Annotated in this window: 13 protein-coding genes; 5 read left to right on the top strand and 8 right to left on the bottom strand. The window is 68.2% G+C overall.

Going from position 1 to position 20368, the window contains the following annotated elements; translation table 11 throughout:
• Positions 1–448: 448 nt before the first annotated feature.
• The 3 genes from QHF89_RS40780 to QHF89_RS40770 all read right to left on the bottom strand — a co-directional run bounded on the left by QHF89_RS40780 (position 449) and on the right by QHF89_RS40770 (position 4241).
• Positions 449–850 (bottom strand): YkgJ family cysteine cluster protein, encoded by a 402-nt coding sequence (locus QHF89_RS40780; protein ID WP_136972498.1) that lies wholly within the window; start codon positions 848–850, stop codon positions 449–451.
• Positions 851–923: 73 nt separating this feature from the next.
• Positions 924–2456: a DUF1552 domain-containing protein gene (locus QHF89_RS40775; protein WP_284721583.1), complete on the bottom strand. Its 1533-nt coding sequence runs from the start codon at positions 2454–2456 to the stop codon at positions 924–926.
• Positions 2457–2492: 36 nt separating this feature from the next.
• Positions 2493–4241, bottom strand: coding sequence for a DUF1588 domain-containing protein (locus tag QHF89_RS40770; protein WP_284721582.1), 1749 nt, complete (start codon positions 4239–4241; stop codon positions 2493–2495).
• Between the two features lie 241 nt (positions 4242–4482).
• Between QHF89_RS40770 and QHF89_RS40765 the strand changes: the two genes are divergently transcribed.
• Positions 4483–5721 carry a beta propeller repeat protein gene (locus QHF89_RS40765; protein ID WP_284721581.1) on the top strand — a complete coding sequence of 413 codons (1239 nt, stop codon included), beginning with the start codon at positions 4483–4485 and terminating at the stop codon, positions 5719–5721.
• Between the two features lie 178 nt (positions 5722–5899).
• Positions 5900–6781: a hypothetical protein gene (locus QHF89_RS40760; protein ID WP_136972494.1), complete on the top strand. Its 882-nt coding sequence runs from the start codon at positions 5900–5902 to the stop codon at positions 6779–6781.
• A gap of 30 nt (positions 6782–6811) precedes the next feature.
• Here the strand turns inward: QHF89_RS40760 and QHF89_RS40755 are convergent, their stop codons facing one another.
• From QHF89_RS40755 to glgX, 5 genes are all read right to left on the bottom strand, one after another.
• Positions 6812–7222: a hypothetical protein gene (locus tag QHF89_RS40755; protein ID WP_136972493.1), complete on the bottom strand. Its 411-nt coding sequence runs from the start codon at positions 7220–7222 to the stop codon at positions 6812–6814.
• Between the two features lie 104 nt (positions 7223–7326).
• A complete protein-coding gene (locus QHF89_RS40750) occupies positions 7327–7794 on the bottom strand; it encodes a type II toxin-antitoxin system VapC family toxin (RefSeq protein ID WP_284721580.1) in 468 nt (155 codons plus the stop codon).
• On the bottom strand, positions 7791–9653 hold the full coding sequence (gene treZ / locus QHF89_RS40745; protein WP_136972492.1) for a malto-oligosyltrehalose trehalohydrolase: 1863 nt from the start codon (positions 9651–9653) through the stop codon (positions 7791–7793). The genes QHF89_RS40750 and treZ overlap by 4 nt, the downstream gene beginning before the upstream one ends.
• Entirely contained in the window at positions 9650–12760 is a 3111-nt protein-coding gene (gene treY / locus QHF89_RS40740; RefSeq protein ID WP_284721579.1) for a malto-oligosyltrehalose synthase, read from the bottom strand. The genes treZ and treY overlap by 4 nt, the downstream gene beginning before the upstream one ends.
• 10 nt (positions 12761–12770) lie before the next feature.
• Positions 12771–14933 carry a glycogen debranching protein GlgX gene (glgX, locus tag QHF89_RS40735; protein ID WP_136972491.1) on the bottom strand — a complete coding sequence of 721 codons (2163 nt, stop codon included), beginning with the start codon at positions 14931–14933 and terminating at the stop codon, positions 12771–12773.
• Between the two features lie 185 nt (positions 14934–15118).
• On the opposite strand from glgX, the gene QHF89_RS40730 reads away from it, so the two are divergent.
• The 3 genes from QHF89_RS40730 (at position 15119) to QHF89_RS40720 (ending at position 20367) form a co-directional block, all read left to right on the top strand.
• Positions 15119–17707, top strand: coding sequence for an ATP-binding protein (locus QHF89_RS40730; protein ID WP_284721578.1), 2589 nt, complete (start codon positions 15119–15121; stop codon positions 17705–17707).
• A gap of 19 nt (positions 17708–17726) precedes the next feature.
• Positions 17727–18605, top strand: a complete 879-nt coding sequence (locus tag QHF89_RS40725; RefSeq protein ID WP_284721577.1) for a S1C family serine protease — start codon at positions 17727–17729, stop codon at positions 18603–18605.
• 91 nt (positions 18606–18696) lie between these two features.
• Positions 18697–20367 carry a serine/threonine-protein kinase gene (locus tag QHF89_RS40720; RefSeq protein ID WP_136972488.1) on the top strand — a complete coding sequence of 557 codons (1671 nt, stop codon included), beginning with the start codon at positions 18697–18699 and terminating at the stop codon, positions 20365–20367.
• Position 20368: the final 1 nt, after the last annotated feature.

The following is a 20368-nucleotide window of genomic DNA, read 5'->3' as shown; positions in this document are numbered from 1 at the left end:
GGCCCCTAAGCCCTTCGTGTGGACGAAGACTGCCGACGAGATCATCGAAAACATCAGGCGCTTCGCGCAGACGACGCTCGACATCCACGCCCCTGAGCGTTCTTGAATGAACTTCGGTCCCAGGACACTAGGTTCCCCAGGTGGGTCCCAAGCGCCCGTAGGGCACCCAGCCCTCCCCCATCGGAACCTGCGACGGCCAAGAATTGTTCTCCCTTTGGCATTTTTCCCTGCATGTTTCGCATCTAGATGTGTTCCCAATGTGTATTGCACGCATTGACGAAAACCAGGCGGGAGCGAACGTCAAGAGAGATTTCTGATGCGGGGACGAGCGAGAGCGCCCCGCCCGGTGGACGGATCGAGGGAAGCCAGGCCATGACGGACCCTTCCGTATTCGCAAGCCGCGCGCAGATCCAGCGCGGGCCGAGCTGAGGCCGACCGATCTCGACGTCTACCGCCCGAGCCGCCCCTTCTTCCGAGCATCCCGACGGAACTCGAGGCATTGCCACGATCCCGCCTGGAACTCGCGGCACGTGCTCGCGCGATCCGTATAAATCGAGCAGATGCTCCGGCCCTCGGGGCGCGTGAAGTAGATGCAGGCGCCTTCGTGCGTCGTGGGGAAGGCCATCATGCCGAAATGGCCTTCATCCACGCGCTCGGCGAGGTCCTGCCTGCCCGCTCGGCGCCAGAGGACCAGGTCGTCCTCCGTCAGGGGGATGTTCCCCGGCCCTGCCTCGCAGCAGGCTCCGCAGCGCGTGCAATCGAGCGGCTCGCCCGTGTCCGGGTCCACGGGAGCCTCATGCTCGCGCGCGAGCTCCGGGTCGAGCGGGAGACTCGTCTTGTCGGTCGGCATCTCGTTCTCGGGGTCTCGTTCGGGCCCGGGCGCGCGCTCGCTCGGTCGAGGGCGCGCGCCCGGTCAGGTCTGCTCATGCCTTCAGGAAGGGGAGAATCTCGCTCATCACGCCGAGCTCGGCGTTCGTGTACTTGTTGTACCCGCCATACCAGCTCTCCGTCGAGAGCTGCACGAGCCCGTAGCCGCCGTACCCGTCCGACTCGTAGTCCGAGGGCGCGAGGCCCATCGACTGTAGCACGGTCCCGAGCCACTGGTTGTAGACGAGCCCGACGTGCGAGTCGACGAGGTTGTTCCCGTCCGCCTTGCTCGCCGGTTTTCCCAGGTTGCGATAATCGCAATAGGTGCCCGTCGAGAAGAACCCGTCGGCGCTGCCCGCCGTGACCACGGCCATCTCGATGGGATCGTGCGTGAGGCAGCCCGACTCCTGGGTCCATTGCACGAGGGAATGGTCCAGCACGGAGCCGCCGCTCGCGTCTTGCAATGCGTCGAGCTTGGAGACGAGGTCGAGGTAGACGTCCTCGAAGAAACGCCGGTGCCCCGCGAAGTTGAGCTCGTGCCGCTCGGCGCTCACGTTCGCCTGGTGCGCCACGTCCTGGTGCCAATCGCCGACGTAATTCGAGAAATGGTCGCCGATGTTCATCGTCACGACGCGGCAGGTGTCGCAGGCGAACGCGGCCACGATGACGTCGTTCATGAGCTGCCAGAACCGCTTCTGCGCCTCGGGATCGACCGAAAACGAGGAGCCCCACTCGTCGATCGACGAACTCGAAGGCGTCTGGATGTCGCCGCACGACGCGCTCACGTTGAGCTTGCGATCGAGCTCGTTCACGCGATCCATGTGGTCGTCGAGCCGCTGCTTGTCCTTCGAGGAGAGGCGGCGGCTCCCGTCCCGCAGGCGCTTGTAATCCGCGAGCACGCGGTCGACGATCGGCGGGCGCGTCTCCGTCGGATCCTGCGGGGGCACGAAGATCTTGTTGAAGAGCGCGAGCGAGTCGTTCTCCGGCGCCACCGACTGGATCGTGCCCGTCTGGTTGCCGGGGTTCGACCACCCGTGCGACATCCCGCCGCTGCCGATCACGATCGAGCGCTCGCGGATCGAGCCGAGATCCGGGTAGAACTTGCTCGACCAGGCGAGGATCTGATCGAGGGTCTGCTTCTTCTTCTCCCAGATCGCCTGGCCGTCCGCGCCGTTGCCGTCGTTGTCCGCGTAATTGCCGAGGTGGCCGCCGCGGTGGTGCGCCAGGTAAAACGTGACGTCGAGCCCGCGCAGCACGTTCATCTTTTGCACGAGCGCGCTCGTGAGCTTGCTCGAATCCCCCTCGAGGACCGGGGAGAGCGAGGCCAGCCCATTCGCGGCTTCGAGCGCGAGCGTGCCGCGCCGGACCTCGTGACCTGCATACATCATCGATTGCGTGAGCGTCGCGTCATTCGGGAACATCCGCGGCTGCCAGACGCCGCCGTGTTGCGTCGCGAGCGCGACGAAGCGCTTGGGTCCGCCGGCGGCGAACGCCTCGTCCTTGCCGAAGAGCGAGGGAAGGAACGGGATCGCCAGCGTGAACCCCGCCGCGCCTCGGAGCCACATGCGTCGGTTGAGCTTCTTTACCATGTCCATACTCCAGTTTCCGGGCCGTGTTCACGCACATCAATCCACGAACGAGCGCATGCGGAACGCCTTGCTCCGCGCGATGGATCGGAGGACATCCGCCATGGGCTTGCCCTCGTCGAGGGCGAGCTTGACGTCTTCGAGCGCGCAGGCGTCGCGATCGAGGTCCTCCACCCGGCCAAAGGTGAACCGGAAGTATTGCCTGGCGAAACATGCATACGGCTTGGGGCTCGCGGCGATGAGGCTCGTCAGGTCCGCCGCGTTTTTCGCGACCCGCTCGTCGCCGCTCTCCACGCGCGGCACGACCTCCGTGTCCACGCTGGCCGTCCCCACGACGTCGCCCGTCGCCGGATCGAAGAGATCCTGCTCGGTGCGGACGCGGCCGAGGGAGTCGAAATTCTCCGTGGCGAAGCCGAGCGGGTTGATGACGACCTTGTGGCAACCGGCGCACGCGCCTTGCCCCGTCAGCTCCTCGACGACCTGCCGCGTGGACAGGCTCTCGCTGAGCTGCGGCGGATTCGCGGCGGCGTTCGGCGGCGGCGGCGGGATGTCGTCGCAGAGCAGCGCCTTGCGGATGAACACGCCCTTCATGATGGGGCGTGTATTCGCCGAGCCTGTCGAAAGGAACGCCGCGCGGGTCAGGAGCCCGACGCGCTCCGGCTCGGTGAACGTCGGCGGCTCACCGCTCCCCGACCAGACCGGCACGTGATACAGGCTCGCGAGGTCCTCGGTCCGGGCGAACGATTTGCGGCTCGTGAGCAAATCGCGGAAGGTGCCCGGCTCCTCGAACGTGTAATAAAGCGCCGCGTCCGTCACCTCGGCGAGCATGTGCTCGCGCAGATCGGGCCCCGGGGTATAGTCCGCGGTGAATGCGTCGAAGAGCGGCGTGCCCACGCGGGCGTCGAGCTCTTCCAGCGTGGTGTTGTCGAGCCATTGCCCGAAGAGCTCGCCCATGGCCACGTGCGTGCGCGGGTCGTTGAAAATGCGCTCGACCTCGGCCTCGTAGCCGGCCTCGGTGAGCAGCGCGCCGCTCCGCGCCGACGCGAAGAGCGCCTCGTCGGGCAGCGTCTGCCAGAAATGGTAGGAGAGCCGCGAGGCGACCTCGTATGCGTCGAGCGGCGCCGTGGAATCACTTCCGTCCTGCCCGTGCTCGACGAAATACATCAGGTGCGGCGCATTCAGGAGGAGCGCGACGACGTCGGCGTAGTCGGCTGCCTCGAAGGGAGCCGCGCCGGCCGGGCCTCGATAAAAGGCCACGTCCTCGTCCGTCACGGGCCTGCGCAGGGCACGCTCGCCGAGGCGGCGGATCATGTCGTCGAGGCAGGCGTCGTCGTTCGCCGCGTCGGCGTCCGTCGCGCAGGCGCCCGCGAGCTCCGCGAGCCGCGCGGGCGAGGCCGTGAGCGCCTTGCCGATCTCGCCGCCCACGCGATACGCGCCGTCCACGTGCTGCTGCTGGAGCGCCTGATCGAGGCGCGTGAAGCCCGCGTAATGCTTATCCGGGCCGACACGGCGATCGTCCGGGAGCTGCGCGAACAGCGGATCGGCCGCGCCGAGGATCTCCGCGGCCGCAGAGGGCGCCGCGAAGCGCACCAGATCCGAGACCGTATTGCGGTATTGCAGGTGGCTCAGCCGGCGCAGGGGCAGCGCCTCCGGCACCGCCTCCGTGTCGCACACGAACGATGTGGGCGTGGAGCCCCCCTCCCCGTCCAGAGGCTCACCAATGAGCCCCGTGCAGGCGCCCGTGAGGGCGCCGAGTCCCAAAAGCCATGGCCAGCGTCTTCGCATCATCGAAAAGGACCTCCTGGCAAGAGCGGTCACGAGGCTTTCCCCCGTGAACGAGGGCCCCAACGTATCCGCATCGGCTGGCGCGCGCCAGAGCATCGAACGGCCGAGACCCGCGCCGCATCGCGCAAAGATGGCATTGTGTCCCGCCCCTGGATCCAGGGCTCCGCGTCAAGGCACATCGAGAGACAGGCCCCTTGACGCGCCGCCGTCGCGCGGATCTCCTTTGCCGCGGAGGATTCTCGGCATGCTCGATTCGGCGGCGTTCGTAGGCAAATATGGGAAGGCGGCGCTCGCTGCGGCGGCGCTCGTGCTCGTCGCTTGTGGGGGCGAGACCGCGGGAGGCTCGGGCGAAGGCGGCAGCGCGGGCCCGGGCGGCGCGGGAGGACAGGGCGGCGGCGGACCGGGCGGCGGCGGGCAGGGAGGACAGGGCGGCGGCATCGTCGACCCGGATCTCGTGCCCATCTTCGTCGCGCAGGGCATGGTCGGCCGGACGGTCGTCTCTTGCGACGACGGAATGACCTGGGTCGGCAACCGCTCCGACGACGACACGTATCCTTGCTTCTCCAGCATCGAATTCGATTGTGATCACCGCCCCGGCGCGGGCCGCGGCATCACCTACGGCAATGGCTTCTTCGTCGCGACGTTCGGCTGGGGCGAGCCCGGCTCGATCCGCCGCAGCAAAAACGGCGTCGACTGGGAGACCGTGCTCGAAGGCAAGACGTTCGCGGGGATCGTGTACGGGAGCGACGTCTTCCTCGCGGGGGAGCGCCCGCCGCAGGTCGCGGACGCGTTCGGCGGGGCGTGGGCCCCGGGCGGCGACGTGGATTCCGAGGTGTGGAACGTGCGCCGGACCGGCTTCGCGCCGCACGACGGAGGACGCTTCCTGCTCGCGTTCAACAGCGGCAATGGCAACGACATCAACGTGAGCAAGGACAAGGGCGCGACCTGGGCGCGACCGACCACGCTCCCGGCCGCATGCGCGGGCGACATTCAATGGGCCGGCGGCTTCGCGTACGGCAACGGCACGATCGTCGCCCTCGGCGGCACGGGCGTCGCCTGCCGTTCCCTCGACGGCGGCGACACGTGGACCGCGTCGAACATCGGCGGCGAGGTCGACGCGCGCCTGCTCTGGACCGGCGACACCTTCGTCACGTGGGGCCGGGACGCGGACTACGTCTCGCAGCGGTACACGAGCCCGGACGGCGCCACGTGGACGAAGACGCCGACCGAGGTGCGCAAGAAGAACGCGGACGGCACCACGCAGACGAGCCCCGGGCCCCTCGTCGGCGCCGTGACCCGCAGCGACGGGGGCACGTACGTCGCCGTCAATGGCAACTGGGGGCAATGGTACGACCAGCAGCGGTTTTTCCGGAGCACGGACGGCGTGACCTGGGACGAGCTGCCGGCGGGCGCGTTCCCCGGCAGCCACCCGATCCAGTTCATCACCCACGGCCTCGGCGAACGCAGCGTCGTCTGTCCCTGATGTCACACGGGGAGTGAAATTCCAGGCGCGCGACATCTGCTCAATTCGAGCAACACGCGCCCCGATTGCTCCCCTCCCCTCGGGTTTCCCGCCTGAAACGCGCCGCTCGCGCGCTGGCACGCCGGTTGCCAATACGAAGCCGCACAGAACAACCCCCCGTCCTCGGGAGGAGAATCTCATGCGTGCTCCTTCGATCCTCGGCATCCTGTCCTCCATGGCGTTCCTGTCGGCGTGTGGCGCCGATACGACACTCGGCGAGACGCCCGATCCCGGGCCGACCTGCGCGGCGATCCTCGAGACCGAGGGCACGCTGGGCGGCGCCTCGGCGGCAGAGGCCTATTGCACGGGCGGCATGGCGCGGATGCAATCGGGCGACGCGTGGCGCATTTCGGCCGAATACCAGGTGACGGACGACCCCGCGGACGGCACGCTCAGCGCGCGATTCTGGGGCACGGGCGACGTGGAGGAGGATCAGGCCGTGACGCCGGTCGTGGGGATCGTGGAGGTCTCGTCCCCCGACGCGCCGCGCGAGATCCTGTGCGTCGGGAACACCAGCTCGGTGACGCGTGGATCCACGCCGGACAAGGATTCCTTCACGTTGCCCTCGCTCACGCGGCTCGGCGCCTGCCCGGGCGGCGAGGTCACGAGGGACGTGGTGACGGCCTCGCTCTCGGGCGACCTGACGACGGGGCTCACGACGGAGCTCGAAGGGACGCTCGGCGACGTCACGTTCCGCGGCGCGGACGGCCTCTCGTGCGCGGGTCGCGCGTGCGAGGTCGAGTTCGAGGTCGCGGGGAAGCGGGGCCTGCTCGAGCTGAAGCTGCATGCGCCCGTCGGGGAAGGCTCGTTCGAGACCACGATCGACGAGGCGTATCTCGCGTATCCGTTCGACCAGGCGCGCGTCGCGTTTTTCTGCGGCGGGCCGGCGTCGATCGTGCGGGGCAGGATCGAGGGCACGCGGATCGACATCGATTTCACGCTCGCGGCGCCCTCGGCGCTCGGGAGCTGCCCGGGGACGCCGTTCGAGGGCACGCTCTCCGCGCGCGGCGTCGCGCCCTGAAGAACCCGCGCGCGGCCGCCGCAGGCGGGATTACCCGCTGGTGCCGGTCCGCTTGACGTGGTGAATGCCGAGCAGCTTGTTCCAGAGCTCGTAATCGACCTCCTTTTTCATCACGTACCAGTGCACGTCGTCGGCGAACATGCCCGCGCGGCCGAGGATCTCGCCGCGTTCGCGGTGCCGGATATCCATGTACGTCGCATTTTCGAAGAGCGGGGCGCCCGGCGGGAGCACGCGGAGATCACGCAGCTCGTCCGCGGTCAGGTCGGGCAGGGCCTCGTGGGCCTCCTTGATGTCGTAGGCGCTGTTCCCCTCCTCCTTCTCCGGGTGCGACGCATCCATTCCGATGTTTTGCCCGGCGAGCGCGGTCGGGTTGAGGTCGTGGAGGTATTCCTCGGGATGCTTGTCCGGCGTCGTGGCCTGGGGTGCTTTCGGATGCTTCACGTCGTCCTCCTCCGCGCGTTCCTCTCGCGGCAAAAGCGGACGTGGTGCCGAGGCTTTCCCGATACAAGCGGCGCCGCGCGGCTCGGCTCGACCGCCGCGACCCGTCAATCCAGGCGAACGTGGAACGGCCGCACGACGTCGCAGACCCTTCCGTGATACTTGATCAGGCCGGCGTCGAACGTCACGAGCGCCGCGCTCCGCTGGAACGCGACCCACAGGTACACGAGATCCGTCGCATTCGTGAACGGCGCGTGAGCCCGCGCGTGGCGCGCGAGGCGCTCGAAGAGCACGTCGATCTCCTCGACGCTCGTGATCGGCACGAGCTCGACGGCGAGCGCGGCGAGGAGCTCGGCCATGCCCGGCCACGCGGAAGGGACGCCGAAACGCCCGAGCTTTTGCGCGACGGCGCGCACCTCGAACCAGAGCTCCGGGGGCGCGAAGACCTCGGCCCGGCCGGCCGCGTGGGCGGCGCGCAGGCGATCGAGGAAATCGACCGCATCCGCATGGCCGGGATCGGCTTCCTTCATCGCGGCGACGAGCACCGAGCTATCGAGGACCAGGCGGACGCTCACGCAGACGCGCGCGACTCTAGCACCGCCGCGGCCGGCCCGTCGAGCCGCAGCTCGCCCGCAGCGAGGCCCTCCCGCACGGCCTCGCCCCCGGCGCCGCCGAAGCGGCTCTCTTCGGTCGCGAGAACGAGCGCATGGGACAAACCCTTCGGGAGCTTCTCCCGCAGCCTCCCGCGCAAGTTCACGTGGACCGAGACCTCCTTCCCGCCGCCCCGCCGCAGGAGCACGAGCGCGTCCTCGCCCACGGCGCGGGCCTCGAACGTGCCCCGCTCCCGCGCGCGCAGGGCCGGGTGTGTTGCGCGCAAGTGCAAGAGTTCGCGGTAGAGCGCACGCACGCCGGCGTGGGCGGGAGCGTTGCGCTCCTTGTACGAGAGCTTCGAGGCGAGGAACGTCGACGTCGCCTGGGGATCGGGGAGCTCGGCGTTCTGGAAGGATGCAAAGGCGGAAAACTCCTTCCGCCGCCCCTCCGTCACGAGGCGACCGAGCTCCGCATGGTGATCCGTGAAGTATTGAAACCGCGTCTTTGCATTCCACTCCTGCCCCATGAAGAGCAGGGGCACGTACGGCGAGAGCAAGAGAAGCGCGCTCATCGCCCGGAAGGCCGCGGGGGTCACGCGCTCGCCCAGGCGGTCGCCGAACGCGCGGTTGCCGATCTGGTCGTGGTTCTGGATGCAATGGATGAGCTGCGTCGACGCGATCGATCGCGGACTCGTCCCCCGGGGTTTGCCCGTCCGCGGCGACGTTTGTCCGCTGTAGAACCAGCCCTCGTTCAGGGTCCGGGCGATGTCTGCGGCGCTCCCCGAAACATCTTGAAAATAACCGTCCTTGTCCCCGGCGAACGCGCGGCGCATCTGGTGGTGGAAATCGTCGGCCCATACGGCGTCGAGCCCGAGCCCGCCTTCGCTCACGGGGCGGACGAGGCGCTCGTCGTTGCGCTCGTCCTCGGCGATGACCACGATTCGTTTTCCCCCGCCCGCGCGGCGGGCACGCTCGGCGATCTCGCGAAGGATGTGCGGGTCGCTGTCGTCGCGGATCTCGTGGGTCGCGTCGAGCCGGAGCCCGTCGGCGTGATAGTCGCGGATCCACATCTCGGCGCTGCGCGCGAGAAACTCACGGACGGGCCGCGCATCCTCGCCGTCGACATTGAGCCCCTCGCCCCACGGCGTCTCGTGCCGATCCGTGAAATAACGCCGCGTGTAGGCGCGCAGGTAATTGCCGTCGGGCCCGAGGTGGTTGTACACGGCGTCGATGATCACGGCGAGCCCGTGCGCGTGCGCCGCGTCGACGAGGCGCATGAGCCCGAGCGGCCCGCCGTAGGAGACCTGCGGCGCGTAAAGGCATACCCCGTCGTAGCCCCAGTTCCAGCGCCCCGGGAAGCTCGCGAGGGGCATCAGCTCGAGGGCCGTGATCCCAAGGGCACGTAGCTCGGCGAGGTGCGGGATCAGCGCCTCGAACGTGCCCTCGGCCGTCGCCGTGCCCACGTGGATCTCCTGAAGCACGAGGTCCTCGGGGCGCACCCCGCCAAACCCTCGATCCGTCCATGAGAACGAGAATCGCCTGGCCTCCGACGGCCCGTGCACCCCGAATGGCTGCGAGCGCGAATACGGGTCGGGAAACGGCCCGGCGCCGCCCACGCCGAATTTGTAGAGCACGGACGCCTCAGCCCCGGAGGCGCCGCCGACACGCGCCCGGAAACACCCGCCGGGCTCGGACTCCATGGGGACGCGCACCCGCTCGGTCACGGCGTCCGCGTCGTACAGGACGAGCTCGGCGTGATCATGATCGGGCGCCCAGATGCGAAAAACGACGTCGTTCCCTTCGAACGACGCGCCGAGCGGAGGGGGATTCGTCGGGTTCTTCATGCGAGCCCCTCGCCGCCCGCCGCCTGCCGCGCGAGCAGCGCCACCGGGAAGCCGCCGAGCACGCGCGAGAGGGGCAACCCGAGCCCGGCGTCCGCGGGCGTCGCTTCCATCGTCTCGCCGGTGAACAGGTTTTCGTACACGTATTTCGTGGCCCCGCCGGCGGGAGGATCGATGCAGAGCGTGGTGTCACCCCATACGGCGCCGATCGGCGGCTCGCTCCGCCCATTCGAGAGCCGCGCGGTAAGGCGCGGCGTCACGACGAGGATCTCCTGGTCCCGGGTCCGCCGCGCGAACGCCACCACGTGGTCCTTGAGAGGCCCCGAGACCCCGAGCGGCACGTAAGCGCCCTCCGGCCCGAAAAGCGCCCGCGCCGTTCGCCGTGCTTCGAGGGCGACCCGCGTGACGTAGAGCTTGATGCGGCCGTCGCTCGCATGCGCGACGAGCGCCCGCGCGAGCGCCGCCCTGGATTCGGGCGCGCGCCGCTGCGCCTCGATGTCCACGAGGATCTGCCGGCGGACCCCGAAATCGACGGGCCTTCGGTTGTCCGGGTCGACCAGGCTGAAATCCCAGAGCTCATTGCCTTGATAAATGTCCGGCACGCCGGGCGACGTGAGCTTGAGGAGAAGCTGCGCGAGCGAGCCCCACATGCCGTGGAAGGCCACGGTGCGCGCGAGCGGGAGCAGCGCGTCGCGGAACGCGCGCGTCTCGGGCCCGTCCGAGAGCGTCTTGCGGACGAAATGCTCGACGGCCGCGTCGTACGTGGGATCCGCGTTGATCCACGAGGTATTGACCTTCGCCTCCTTCGTGGCCTTGCGCATGTAGTCGACGAGCCGCTCGACGTACACGGGCGAGGCGGATTCGGCGCCGAACGGCCACGTCCCGAGCAAGGTCTGGTAATACAGGTACTCCTCATTGCGATCGGGCGCGAAGATCCCTTCGAGCTCCTCGCGGAACGGCGCGGTCGCCTCGGCCAGGCGATACAAGGTGCCCGCCCAGTCCGAGGGCAGCTCGGAGAGCACGTGGATCCGGGCGCGGACGTCCTCGCTCCGCTTCGTGTCGTGTGTCGTGGTGGTGAGCATCGACGAAGGCCAGAGCCGCTTTCGGGCCTCGTTCCCGCGGTGCAGCTCGTCCACGCCGATCCCGAACCGCTCCGGCTCGCCGCCGACCTCGTTGAGCGAGACGAGGCGGTTGTACACGTAAAACGCCGTGTCCTCCAATCCCTTCGCGGTCACGGGGCCCGTGAGCTGCTGGAAGCGCATCACGAAATCACGGCGGCTCGCGAGCTCCTGCTCGGCGAGGTGTGGCGGGCGTTCGAGGAGGAGGATTCCGCCGAGGAACGTGTACACCGAGGCGTCCGTCGTGGGATTGCGCCGGCGCGCCGCCCGCAAGGCCGCGCGAATGGCCGCGGCGTCGCGCGGCGCCACGCTCGTCGTGCCCTCGTGGAGGTAGGTCCGGTACACCGGGAAACACGCGATGACCTCGCGCAGCGTGTCCGTGAGCGCGCCGAGCGTGAAATCGCGGGTATGCCGATCCCGCTCGGAGATGCGGTTCAGCGCGCTCGCGAGGACGTTGAGCTCGCTCGCGAGCGAGCTCTCCAGGATGACCTTCTTCTTCTGGTAGGCGAGCGTCCCGAAATCGAGATGGAGCCCCGTGAACCCCTCGTAAATGGACGTGATCGTCCGCTCGGCGCTCCGATCCACGAAGAGCGCGGAGGCGAGCGCAGTAAAATCGTAGCCGCTCGTCCCCTGGACCGCCCAATCGCGCGGCAGCTCCTCGCTGCGCGAGAGGATCTTCTCCACGGCGATGTAAAGGGGCCGCGGCGGATCCTCCGGGCGTTTTTCGGCGTCGCGATCGAAACGGCTCAGGAGGAGCGATTGCAACGCCGCCGCCGCGCCCTTGCCGTCCTCGGCCCCGGCGAGCTCGCGCCGGATGCGGTGAAGGAAAAACGTGCGCTGGAGCCGACAGAAATACGTGGAGGGCGCCCATAGGCCGTCCGGGTGATCGATCCGGAGGCCCGTGACCTTTCCTTCGTCCATGAGCTGGAACAGGAGCCGGTGCGCCTCCTCGAAGACCACGGGGTTTTCCATGCGAATCGCCCCGAGATCGTTGATGTCGAAGAAACGCCGGTAGTTGATCTCCTCCGCGGCCACGCGCCAGTAGCTCAGCCGGTAGGCCTGGTTTTCGAGGAGCGCGTCGAGCGCGTCGAAGCTCCGCGGATCACCCTTTTGCCCGTTCATCACGCGGATCCGCTCCTCGATGGCCCGCGCGACCGCGGGCGACTCGGCGACGACGGCCGCGAGCCGCCGCTTGAGGATCTCCTTTTCGCGCCGGCGCTCGATCACCTTCGATCGATGCGTCTCGCCCTGCGGCGGCAGGTGCCCGAGGCCCGTGAGGATGCTCATGAGCTCGAGCACCGCATCATCCTCCTCGCCGAGCGCGTGCGCGAGCGACGGCACGATCGGCTCCAGGATGAGCGGGAACGTCCGCGGAGAGAGCGGCAGCGGATTGCCATAACAACGCACGAAAAACGCGCCGTGCTCGAACGAGAGCTGGAGATCGCCGTTCTCCAGCACCTTGCCGTAATGCTCGCCGAGCACCGGCAGGAGCACCCGCCGCTCGAGCTCGCTCTTCAGCGGGTTCCAGTCGATGTCGAAAAACGGCGCGTAGAGCGAGCTCGGCCCATTTTCGAGCACGTCCATCCACCAGGCGTTCTCCGCCGTGTGGACCCCCATGTGGTTCGGCACGAAATCGAGGAGCAGCCCCATGCCGCGGGCCACGAGCCGCGCATGAAGCGCGTCGAAATCGGCGCTCGTGCCGATCTCGGGATTCAGGCTGTTGTGATCGACGAGGTCGTAGCCGTGCATGCTGCCCGGCCGCGCCTTGAAGAAGGGCGATGCATAGAGATCCGTCACCCCGAGCAGGTCGAGGTATTCCACGATGGCCGCGGCGTCCTGGAACGTGAACGCGTGGTTCAACTGGACACGATAGGTCGCCCCGGGCACGCGCGCGCCCGCGAGGATCGTCTCGTAAAGCCCCTCGGCCGGGTCCGCTCCGGCGGCCTTGGGGCCCTGTGCGGGTGCCTTGTCGGTCGCATCCATCTGCATCATGGGTCATCCCTCAGATCACGCTCTTCGCGCCGGGCTCTTGCTTGCGGCAAAGGCGGAGCACCGCCATCGAGCGCGACTCGAGGGCGTAGGGCTCCCCCGCCCCGGTCGGCAGGCCAATCTCGGGCGCCGCCGCGGCGCGGGTATCGATGACGACCTCCCAGCGCTCGCCCCACTCGATGGCCGGGAGGACGAAGGGCATGGGCTCGTGGTGCGCATTGCAGAGGACGAGCAGCGTGTCCCCCACGATGGGCTCGCCGTGCACGTCGGTCGAGGGAATGGCGTCGCCGTTGAGGAACATCTGGAGGGCCCGCCCGTGCGGGTTTTGCCAGTCCTCGGCGCACATCTCCCGGCCGTCCGGTCGGAACCAGACGATGTCTTTCATCTCGCTGCCGCGAACGTAGCCACCCGAGAAAAACTTCTTTCGGTGCAGCACGGGCTGCTCGTGCCGGAACGCCGAGAGGCGCCGGACGAACTCCAGCATCGATCGCTGCCGGGCCGAGACCTCCCAGTCGTGCCAGGACATCTCGTTGTCCTGGCAATAGGCATTGTTGTTCCCGCGCTGGGTCCGGGCGAGCTCGTCGCCGCCGCAGATCATCGGCACGCCCTGCGAGATCATCAGGGTCGTGAAGAAATTCCGCATCTGCCGATCACGCAAGGCCACGAGGGCCGGATCATCACTCTCGCCTTCGACACCGTGGTTCCAGCTCTCGTTGTTGTCCGCGCCGTCGCGGTTCTCCTCGCCGTTCGCCTCGTTGTGCTTGTGGTCGTACGTGACGAGGTCGCGCAGCGTGAATCCGTCGTGGGCCGTGACGAAATTGATGCTCGCGGTGGGCCGCCGCCCGCCACCCTCGTACAGATCACTCGACCCGGTGAGCCGATACCCGAGCTCGGCCGTGACCGCGGCGTCGCCCTTCCAGTAGCGGCGCACGGCGTCGCGATACCGACCATTCCACTCGGTCCACAAGACCGGAAAATTGCCCACTTGATACCCGCCCTCGCCGACGTCCCAGGGCTCGGCGATGAGCTTGACCCGCGAGAGGATGGGATCCTGGTGGATGATGTCGAAAAACGCGCTCAGCCGGTCGACGTCGTGGAGCTCGCGCGCGAGCGTGGAGGCGAGATCGAAGCGGAAGCCGTCGACGTGCATCTCCGTCACCCAGTACCGCAAGCTGTCCATGACGAGCTTGAGCGTCTGCGGGTGCCGCATGTTGAGCGAGTTCCCCGTGCCCGTATAATCCATGTAATACCGCGGGTCCCCGGGGACGAGGCGATAATACGTGGGGTTGTCGATGCCCTCGTAGCAGAGCATCGGCCCGAGGTGGTTGCCCTCGGCGGTGTGGTTGTAGACGACGTCGAGGATGACCTCGATCCCGGCCGCGTGGAGCGTCTTCACCATCCGCTTGAACTCGGCGACCTGCTCGCCCCTCCGGCCCATCGAGGCATACCGGCCCGCCGGCGCGAAATACGAGAGCGTATTGTACCCCCAGTAGTTCCGGTGCCCCCGGTGGACGAGCATCTGATCGTCGACCATCTCGTGCACGGGGAGAAGCTCGACCGCGGTGACGCCGAGCTTCTTCAGGTAGGTGATCACCGGCTCGGAGGCGAGCGCCGCGTACGTGCCCCGGAGCGAATCCGGGATGTCGGGGTGCCGCACCGTAAAACCCTTGACGTGAAGCTCGTAGATCACCGTGTCGCGCCAGGGCGTCCGCGGGTGTTTGTCGTTCTCCCAGTCGAAGACGTTGTCGACGACGACGGCCTTCGGCGCGCCCCACGCATTGTCCTCCTCGCACATGGCGAGGTCCTCGTCGGGGTGGCCGAGCTTGTAGGGGAACATCGGCGCCCGCCAGTCGACCTCATTGGCGACGGCCTGGGCATACGGATCACACAAGAGCTTGTGCGGATTGAACCGGAGGCCCCGCGTCGGGTCGTACGGGCCATGGACGCGATACCCATACAGTTGTCCCGGGCGCAGCGCCGGGACATAACCGTGGAAGACGTGCGCGGTCCGCTCCGAAAGGACGATCCTGTCCCGCTCGGACCGGTCGTCGGGCCTCTCGAAGAGGCAAAGCTCGACCCGCTCGGCGTTCTCCGAGAAGACGGCGAAGTTGACGCCGAATCCGTCGTAGAAGGATCCCAAGGGGTACTCGCGACCGGGCCAGAAGCGTGCGGGCATGGAGTCCTGTGCATAGCATCCACGCTGGAATACGGTATCCCGAGCGCCTTCGGGGAATTCCTTCATCCTCGTCCGGGTGAGCCCGCACGAGTGATCGGTTTGGCAAGCCCAGCCCGGCTCGCCTCACGGCTCGACGAAGGACGATGTGTCACGCATCTTATCGTCCCAAAGGGGATGCATGCGCCGTGCGATGGAGGCGCCGCCAGCACGCTGTGGAGAGCCTATCGGGAGACCGGCTGCCTGCCGCCGAGGCGACGGACGAGATGGTCCGGCGGCGCCATTTCGCGGGGATGGCCGTGGTGCGTCCGCTCGTCCTCGGGGTGCTCATGCTCGGCCTCTTCCTTCTGGATATCACGACACCCCTGGGATTCATGCTTCCCTACGGGTATGTCGTGCCCGTCTCCCTCGCCGTGTGGCTCCCCCGTCGCAGCGCGACGCTCGTCGTCGTCGGGGGATGCACAATCCTCACGACGCTCGGCTTCTTTCTCTCCACGGGGACGCCCGTCGTTCCGCCGTGGGTCGACGCCACAGGCCGCGTGTCCAGCCTGGCGGTCATGTGGGTGACGACGGCGTTCGGCGTGCAATGGCGGCGCGCGGCCGAGCGGCTGCGCAAGGCCGCAGAGCAGAGCGCGCAGGAGGTCGCCGAACGGAGGCGCATGCAGGAGGCCCTGGAGGCCCAAAACACGCACCTCGGCCTGCTCGCCAAGGCCGCCGGGCGCCTCGTCCTCAGCGACGAGCCCGGGGAGCTGCTCGGGCCGATGTTCGCCGAGCTCGGCGCCGGGCTCGGCGTGGAGCTTTATTTCAATTACATGAAGGGGCACACGCCGAAGACGCTCGAGCTCGAGTCGAGCGGGGGGCTCACGGACGAGCAGCGCAAGCGATACCATGTGCTCCATTTCGGCGAGCTCCTCTGCGGCGCGGTGGCCGAGGCGGGCAAGCCCCTCATCCTCGAAGACCTCCAGCATTCCACGTTCCACGGTTCCGACCCGCTCAAGGCGGTCGGCGCGCAGGTCTACGCAGGGTATCCGCTCATCGCCCACGGCCGCGTGCTCGGCACGCTGGCCTTCGCGACGAGCCGGCGCCCCCGGTACACGGACGACGAGCTCCGGCTCATGCAGACGCTCAGCGATCAGGTGGCCGCCGTCATCGATCGCGGCGAGTTGCTCCACAGGCTCAAGGAGAGCGAGCGAGCCGCGCAGCGCCACCTCGCCGAGCTCCAGAGCGTGTACAAGACCTCGCCCGCGGGCCTCTGTGTCCTCGACACCGAGCTCCGGTACGTGAACGTCAACGAGACGCTGGCCCGCTACAATGGCGCCTCCGTCGCCGCCCACATCGGCCGCACGCTCGGGGAGGTCGTGCCTGGCTTGCCGGAGTCCATCGAACCCTTGCTCCGTCGCGTCTTCGAGACCGGCGAGAGCTCGATGGACCACGAGTATCGAATGGAGACCCCCGCGCAGCCTGGGGTCCTGCGGGATTGGATTTCGAGCTACGTGCCGATCAAGGACCCGACAGGCGTGGTGCAGGCCGTCAACGTCATGGTGCAAGAGGTCACCCGGCTGAAGCAAACCGAGCGCGCGCTGCGCGAGGCGGGGCTCGCGCTCGAGGAGGCCGATCGCCGCAAAGACGAGTTTCTGGCCATGCTCGGGCACGAGCTCCGAAATCCCCTGGCCCCCATTCGTACGGCCGTGAAGGTCCTCGACATGCAGGCCGGCCGTTCGCCGGAGGCGCGCCAGACGCTCGCCATGATCGAGCGGCAGGTCGCGCACATGGCCCGGATGATCGACGATCTCCTCGACGTCTCGCGCATCACCCGCGGCAAGATGGAGCTGCGCCAAGAGCCTTGTGACGTCGTGCAGATTGTCCGCGACGTCGTCCACGATTACGCGTCCATCGTGTCGGGCAATGGCCTCGCGCTCTCGCTCTCCGTGCCGGAGGAGCCCCGCTGGGTGGAGGGAGATCCCACCCGGCTCTCGCAGGTCGTCGGCAATCTGCTGCACAACGCGGTCAAATTCACGGACGCGGGCGGGCGGATCGAGGTGCGGGTGGACGAGGACGCACCGACGAACCTGGTCAGCATCACGGTCAGCGATACCGGGATCGGAATGGATGCGGCCATGCTCGGGCGGCTCTTCGAGACGTTCAGCCAGGCGGATCGGAGCCTCGATCGATCGCGCGGCGGGCTCGGGCTCGGGCTCGCCGTGGTCAAGGGGCTCGTCGAATTGCACGGCGGCGACGTCGAGGCCGAGAGCGCGGGGCCGGGGAAAGGCTCGACGCTCCGCGTGCGGCTCCCGCTCTCGGCGGAGGCCGCGCTCGCAGCCCCGGCGCCCTCAGCCCCGGCGCCCCGACAAACCGAGGGTCCTTTGCGGATCCTCGTCATCGAGGACAACCACGACACCGCCGACATCCTGCAGAACCTGCTCGTGCTCCTCGGCTATCGCGCCGAGGTGGCGTACACGGGCCCCGAGGGAATCGAGGTGGCAAAGCGGCTGCGCCCCGACGTGGTGCTCTGTGATCTCGGCCTGCCGGACATGGATGGGTTCGCGGTGGCCCGCGCGCTCCGGGCGCTCCCGGCGACGGCGGGCAGCTACCTCATCGCGCAGACCGGATACGGCGGCGCGGAAGATCGACGCCGCACGCTCGCCGCAGGATTCGATGCCCACATGACGAAGCCGATGGATCCAGCGGAGCTCGAACGTGTCCTTTCCTCCGTTGCGGACATGCGCCTCGAACGCCCGCGGGCCGTCGCGCGGAGGCCCGTGCGTCGTTCGGCCTGAGCGCGAAAGGGAAGGCGGATTGCGAATCACGCTTGACAAACGCAGCCTGTTCGCATTCCGTCCCGCCATGGTTCGTCGGCTCGCGGCAGCGATGACATTGACGCTCTGCTTTTCGCCGGCCCTCGCCTGGGCGGCCGGCAGTGAGCTCGCCGAGCTCGCGGAGCGCACGAAGCCCTCGGTCGTCCTTCTCACGGTGGAGGACGCGACGGGCCACACGGTCGGGACGGGGACGGGCTTTTTCGTTTCGTCGGACGGGCGGATCGTCACGAACCACCACGTCGTGGACGGCGCCGCGAAGGTGACGGCGACGCTCGCCGACGGCTCGAAGCTCGACGTCCTCGGGCGCCTCGGCGACGACGAGGCGCGGGACATCGCCATTCTGAAAGCGGATGGGGCGGGGCTGCCGGCGCTCACGCTCGGCGATTCGAGCGGCATTGCGACGGGCGACGAGGTCGTGGTCATCGGCAGCCCGCTGGGGCTCTCGGGCACGCTGACGGTGGGGATCGTCTCGGCGAAACGCGAGCGCGGCGTGGGCAAGGAAATCGATCGCGCCTCGGAGCTCGAATCGTGGGGCATCCAGATCACGGCCGCGATTTCCCCGGGATCGAGCGGATCTCCCATCATGACGAGGCGCGGCGAGGTCGTCGCCGTCGCGGTGGGCACGTTGAATCGAGCCCAGAGCTTGAACTTCGGCATCCCGATCGAGGTCGTGAAGGGAATGCTCGAAAAGCTCGGCCCGGCGGCGCCGGTGCTCCCCTTCGAGAGCAATCCGGAGCAGGACGTGCTCCGCAATCTGTTGATATCGGCCGCCGTGATCGGGGGGCTCGTCGTCGTGGTCGCCGTGTGGAGCTTCGTGAGCACGCGCGGCTCACGTCCCAAGGCGCGCCGGGGGAATTAGCCCCGGACGAATCTCGATCAAAACGGGAGCCCGCTCGGCTTTTCCGTGTTGTTGCTCACTGCCAGTGGTAACATCGCGCGCCGGGGGGGTCATGAAAGCCGGAGACTGCATCGGGGGTGACTATCGCCTCGTCCGTCCACTCGGCGAGGGGGCGATGGGGTCGGTGTGGGAGGCGCAAAGCGAACGCACTGCGCGTCGCGTCGCCATCAAGTTGATTCTGCGGCCGAGCGCGGACCTCCGCCTTCGCCTCAGCCGCGAGGCGCGTGCATTCAAGAGTTTGTCCCACCCGAATATCGTCGACGTCTACGACGCTGGTGAGACGTCCGCGGGGGATCCTTTTCTCGTCATGCAGCTCCTCTCGGGAGAGACGCTCGCCGATCTCCTGGAGCGCGAGCGCAGGCTGCCATCCAAGCAGGCCGCGCGGATCGGCCGGGACGTCGCGCTCGCCCTCGCGGCGGCGCACGGGGCCCGCATCATTCACCGCGATCTGAAGCCGGAGAACGTGTTTCTCCACCGGGAATCGAGCGCCGACGGCTTCGTCGTGAAGGTCCTCGATTTCGGCGTGGCCAAGCAGCTCGATACGAAGGACTGCGTCCGCACCGTCACGGGCGTCATGGTCGGCACGCCGGGGTACATGAGCCCCGAGCAGGTGTTATGCGTCGAGGATCTCGATTTCCGCACGGATGTGTGGTCGCTGGGCGTCGTCCTGTACGAAATGCTCACCGGCGTGCGGCCCTTCAAGGGCAATGTGGACGTCCTCTTTCAGCAAATCCTGACGGCCGAGATTCCGCCGGTCGCGAGCCGCGTCCGTCACGTCGATCCACGGCTCGCGGCTCTCGTCGACCGATGCTTGCAGCGTGAAAGGGCCAAACGTCTCCAGTCCGCGCAAGAAGCCGCGGCCCTGCTCGAGTCCATGGCAGGCGCGCGCGAGAGCCTTTCCTTCGTGGATCCGGCGCTCGAGGTGCCCATTCCGTCGACGCTCCCGCGACCCGACGTCCTGCCGGAGACGCAGAAGTTCACGCTTGCGATCGACGGGACGACGCCCGAGGAGGCCGAGGCGCCGACGCAGCTCGGGGAAGTCGCCCTGAATGGCACGGTCATCCTTCCCCCCGGGACGAATCCAACGACCGACGGGGACGAGCTGCGCCCCGCGCTCCCGGGGTTCGATGGACCGCGGGCGCCGTGGCGCAATGCGTCCTTGAGCGCCATTCTCACCGCGACGACGCAGGTCTCCCCGATCGCCGGGAACGGCACCGCGCCGAGCACCGTGATGACCGTCGGAGCCATCACCATGACGGCCGGGACCGAGCCGGCGGATGGTGCATCGCTGAAACAGCGGCGAAAGCGGCAGGTGATGCGCCGGGGCGCGCTCTTGTTCCTGCTCGTCGCGGCGCCGTTCTTGATTTTCATGGTGGCGTCGCGGGCGACCTCGAAAAAGCCCGCGGACACGGCCGCGCCGAAGGAGACGATCGCGCTCCCCTCGCCTCCGCCCGCGCCGGACGATCGGGCGCACATGGCGCCTGCGCCCGTGTCGTTGCCGGAAGCCGAGCCCGCGCCGTCGTCGGCGGACGCAGGGCCCGCGCCACAAGTCGAAAGCACGGACAAACGGAGCGCATTGCCCGTCCGCGGGGGCAAGCCGCCGGCCGATCCGCCGGCGCCGCGCGCACCGGCGACGACGAAGGCGAAATCACCCGCCCCGAGCACGAAGGCGCCTGCGGGCCCGAAGGCGTGCCCTCGGTTTTTCCCGAATTGCAAGCGCTGAG

It is taken from the genome of Polyangium sorediatum (assembly GCF_029946465.1).
GTDB lineage: Bacteria > Myxococcota_A > Polyangia > Polyangiales > Polyangiaceae > Polyangium > Polyangium fumosum.
This window is presented reverse-complemented; position numbering and strand designations above follow the sequence as displayed.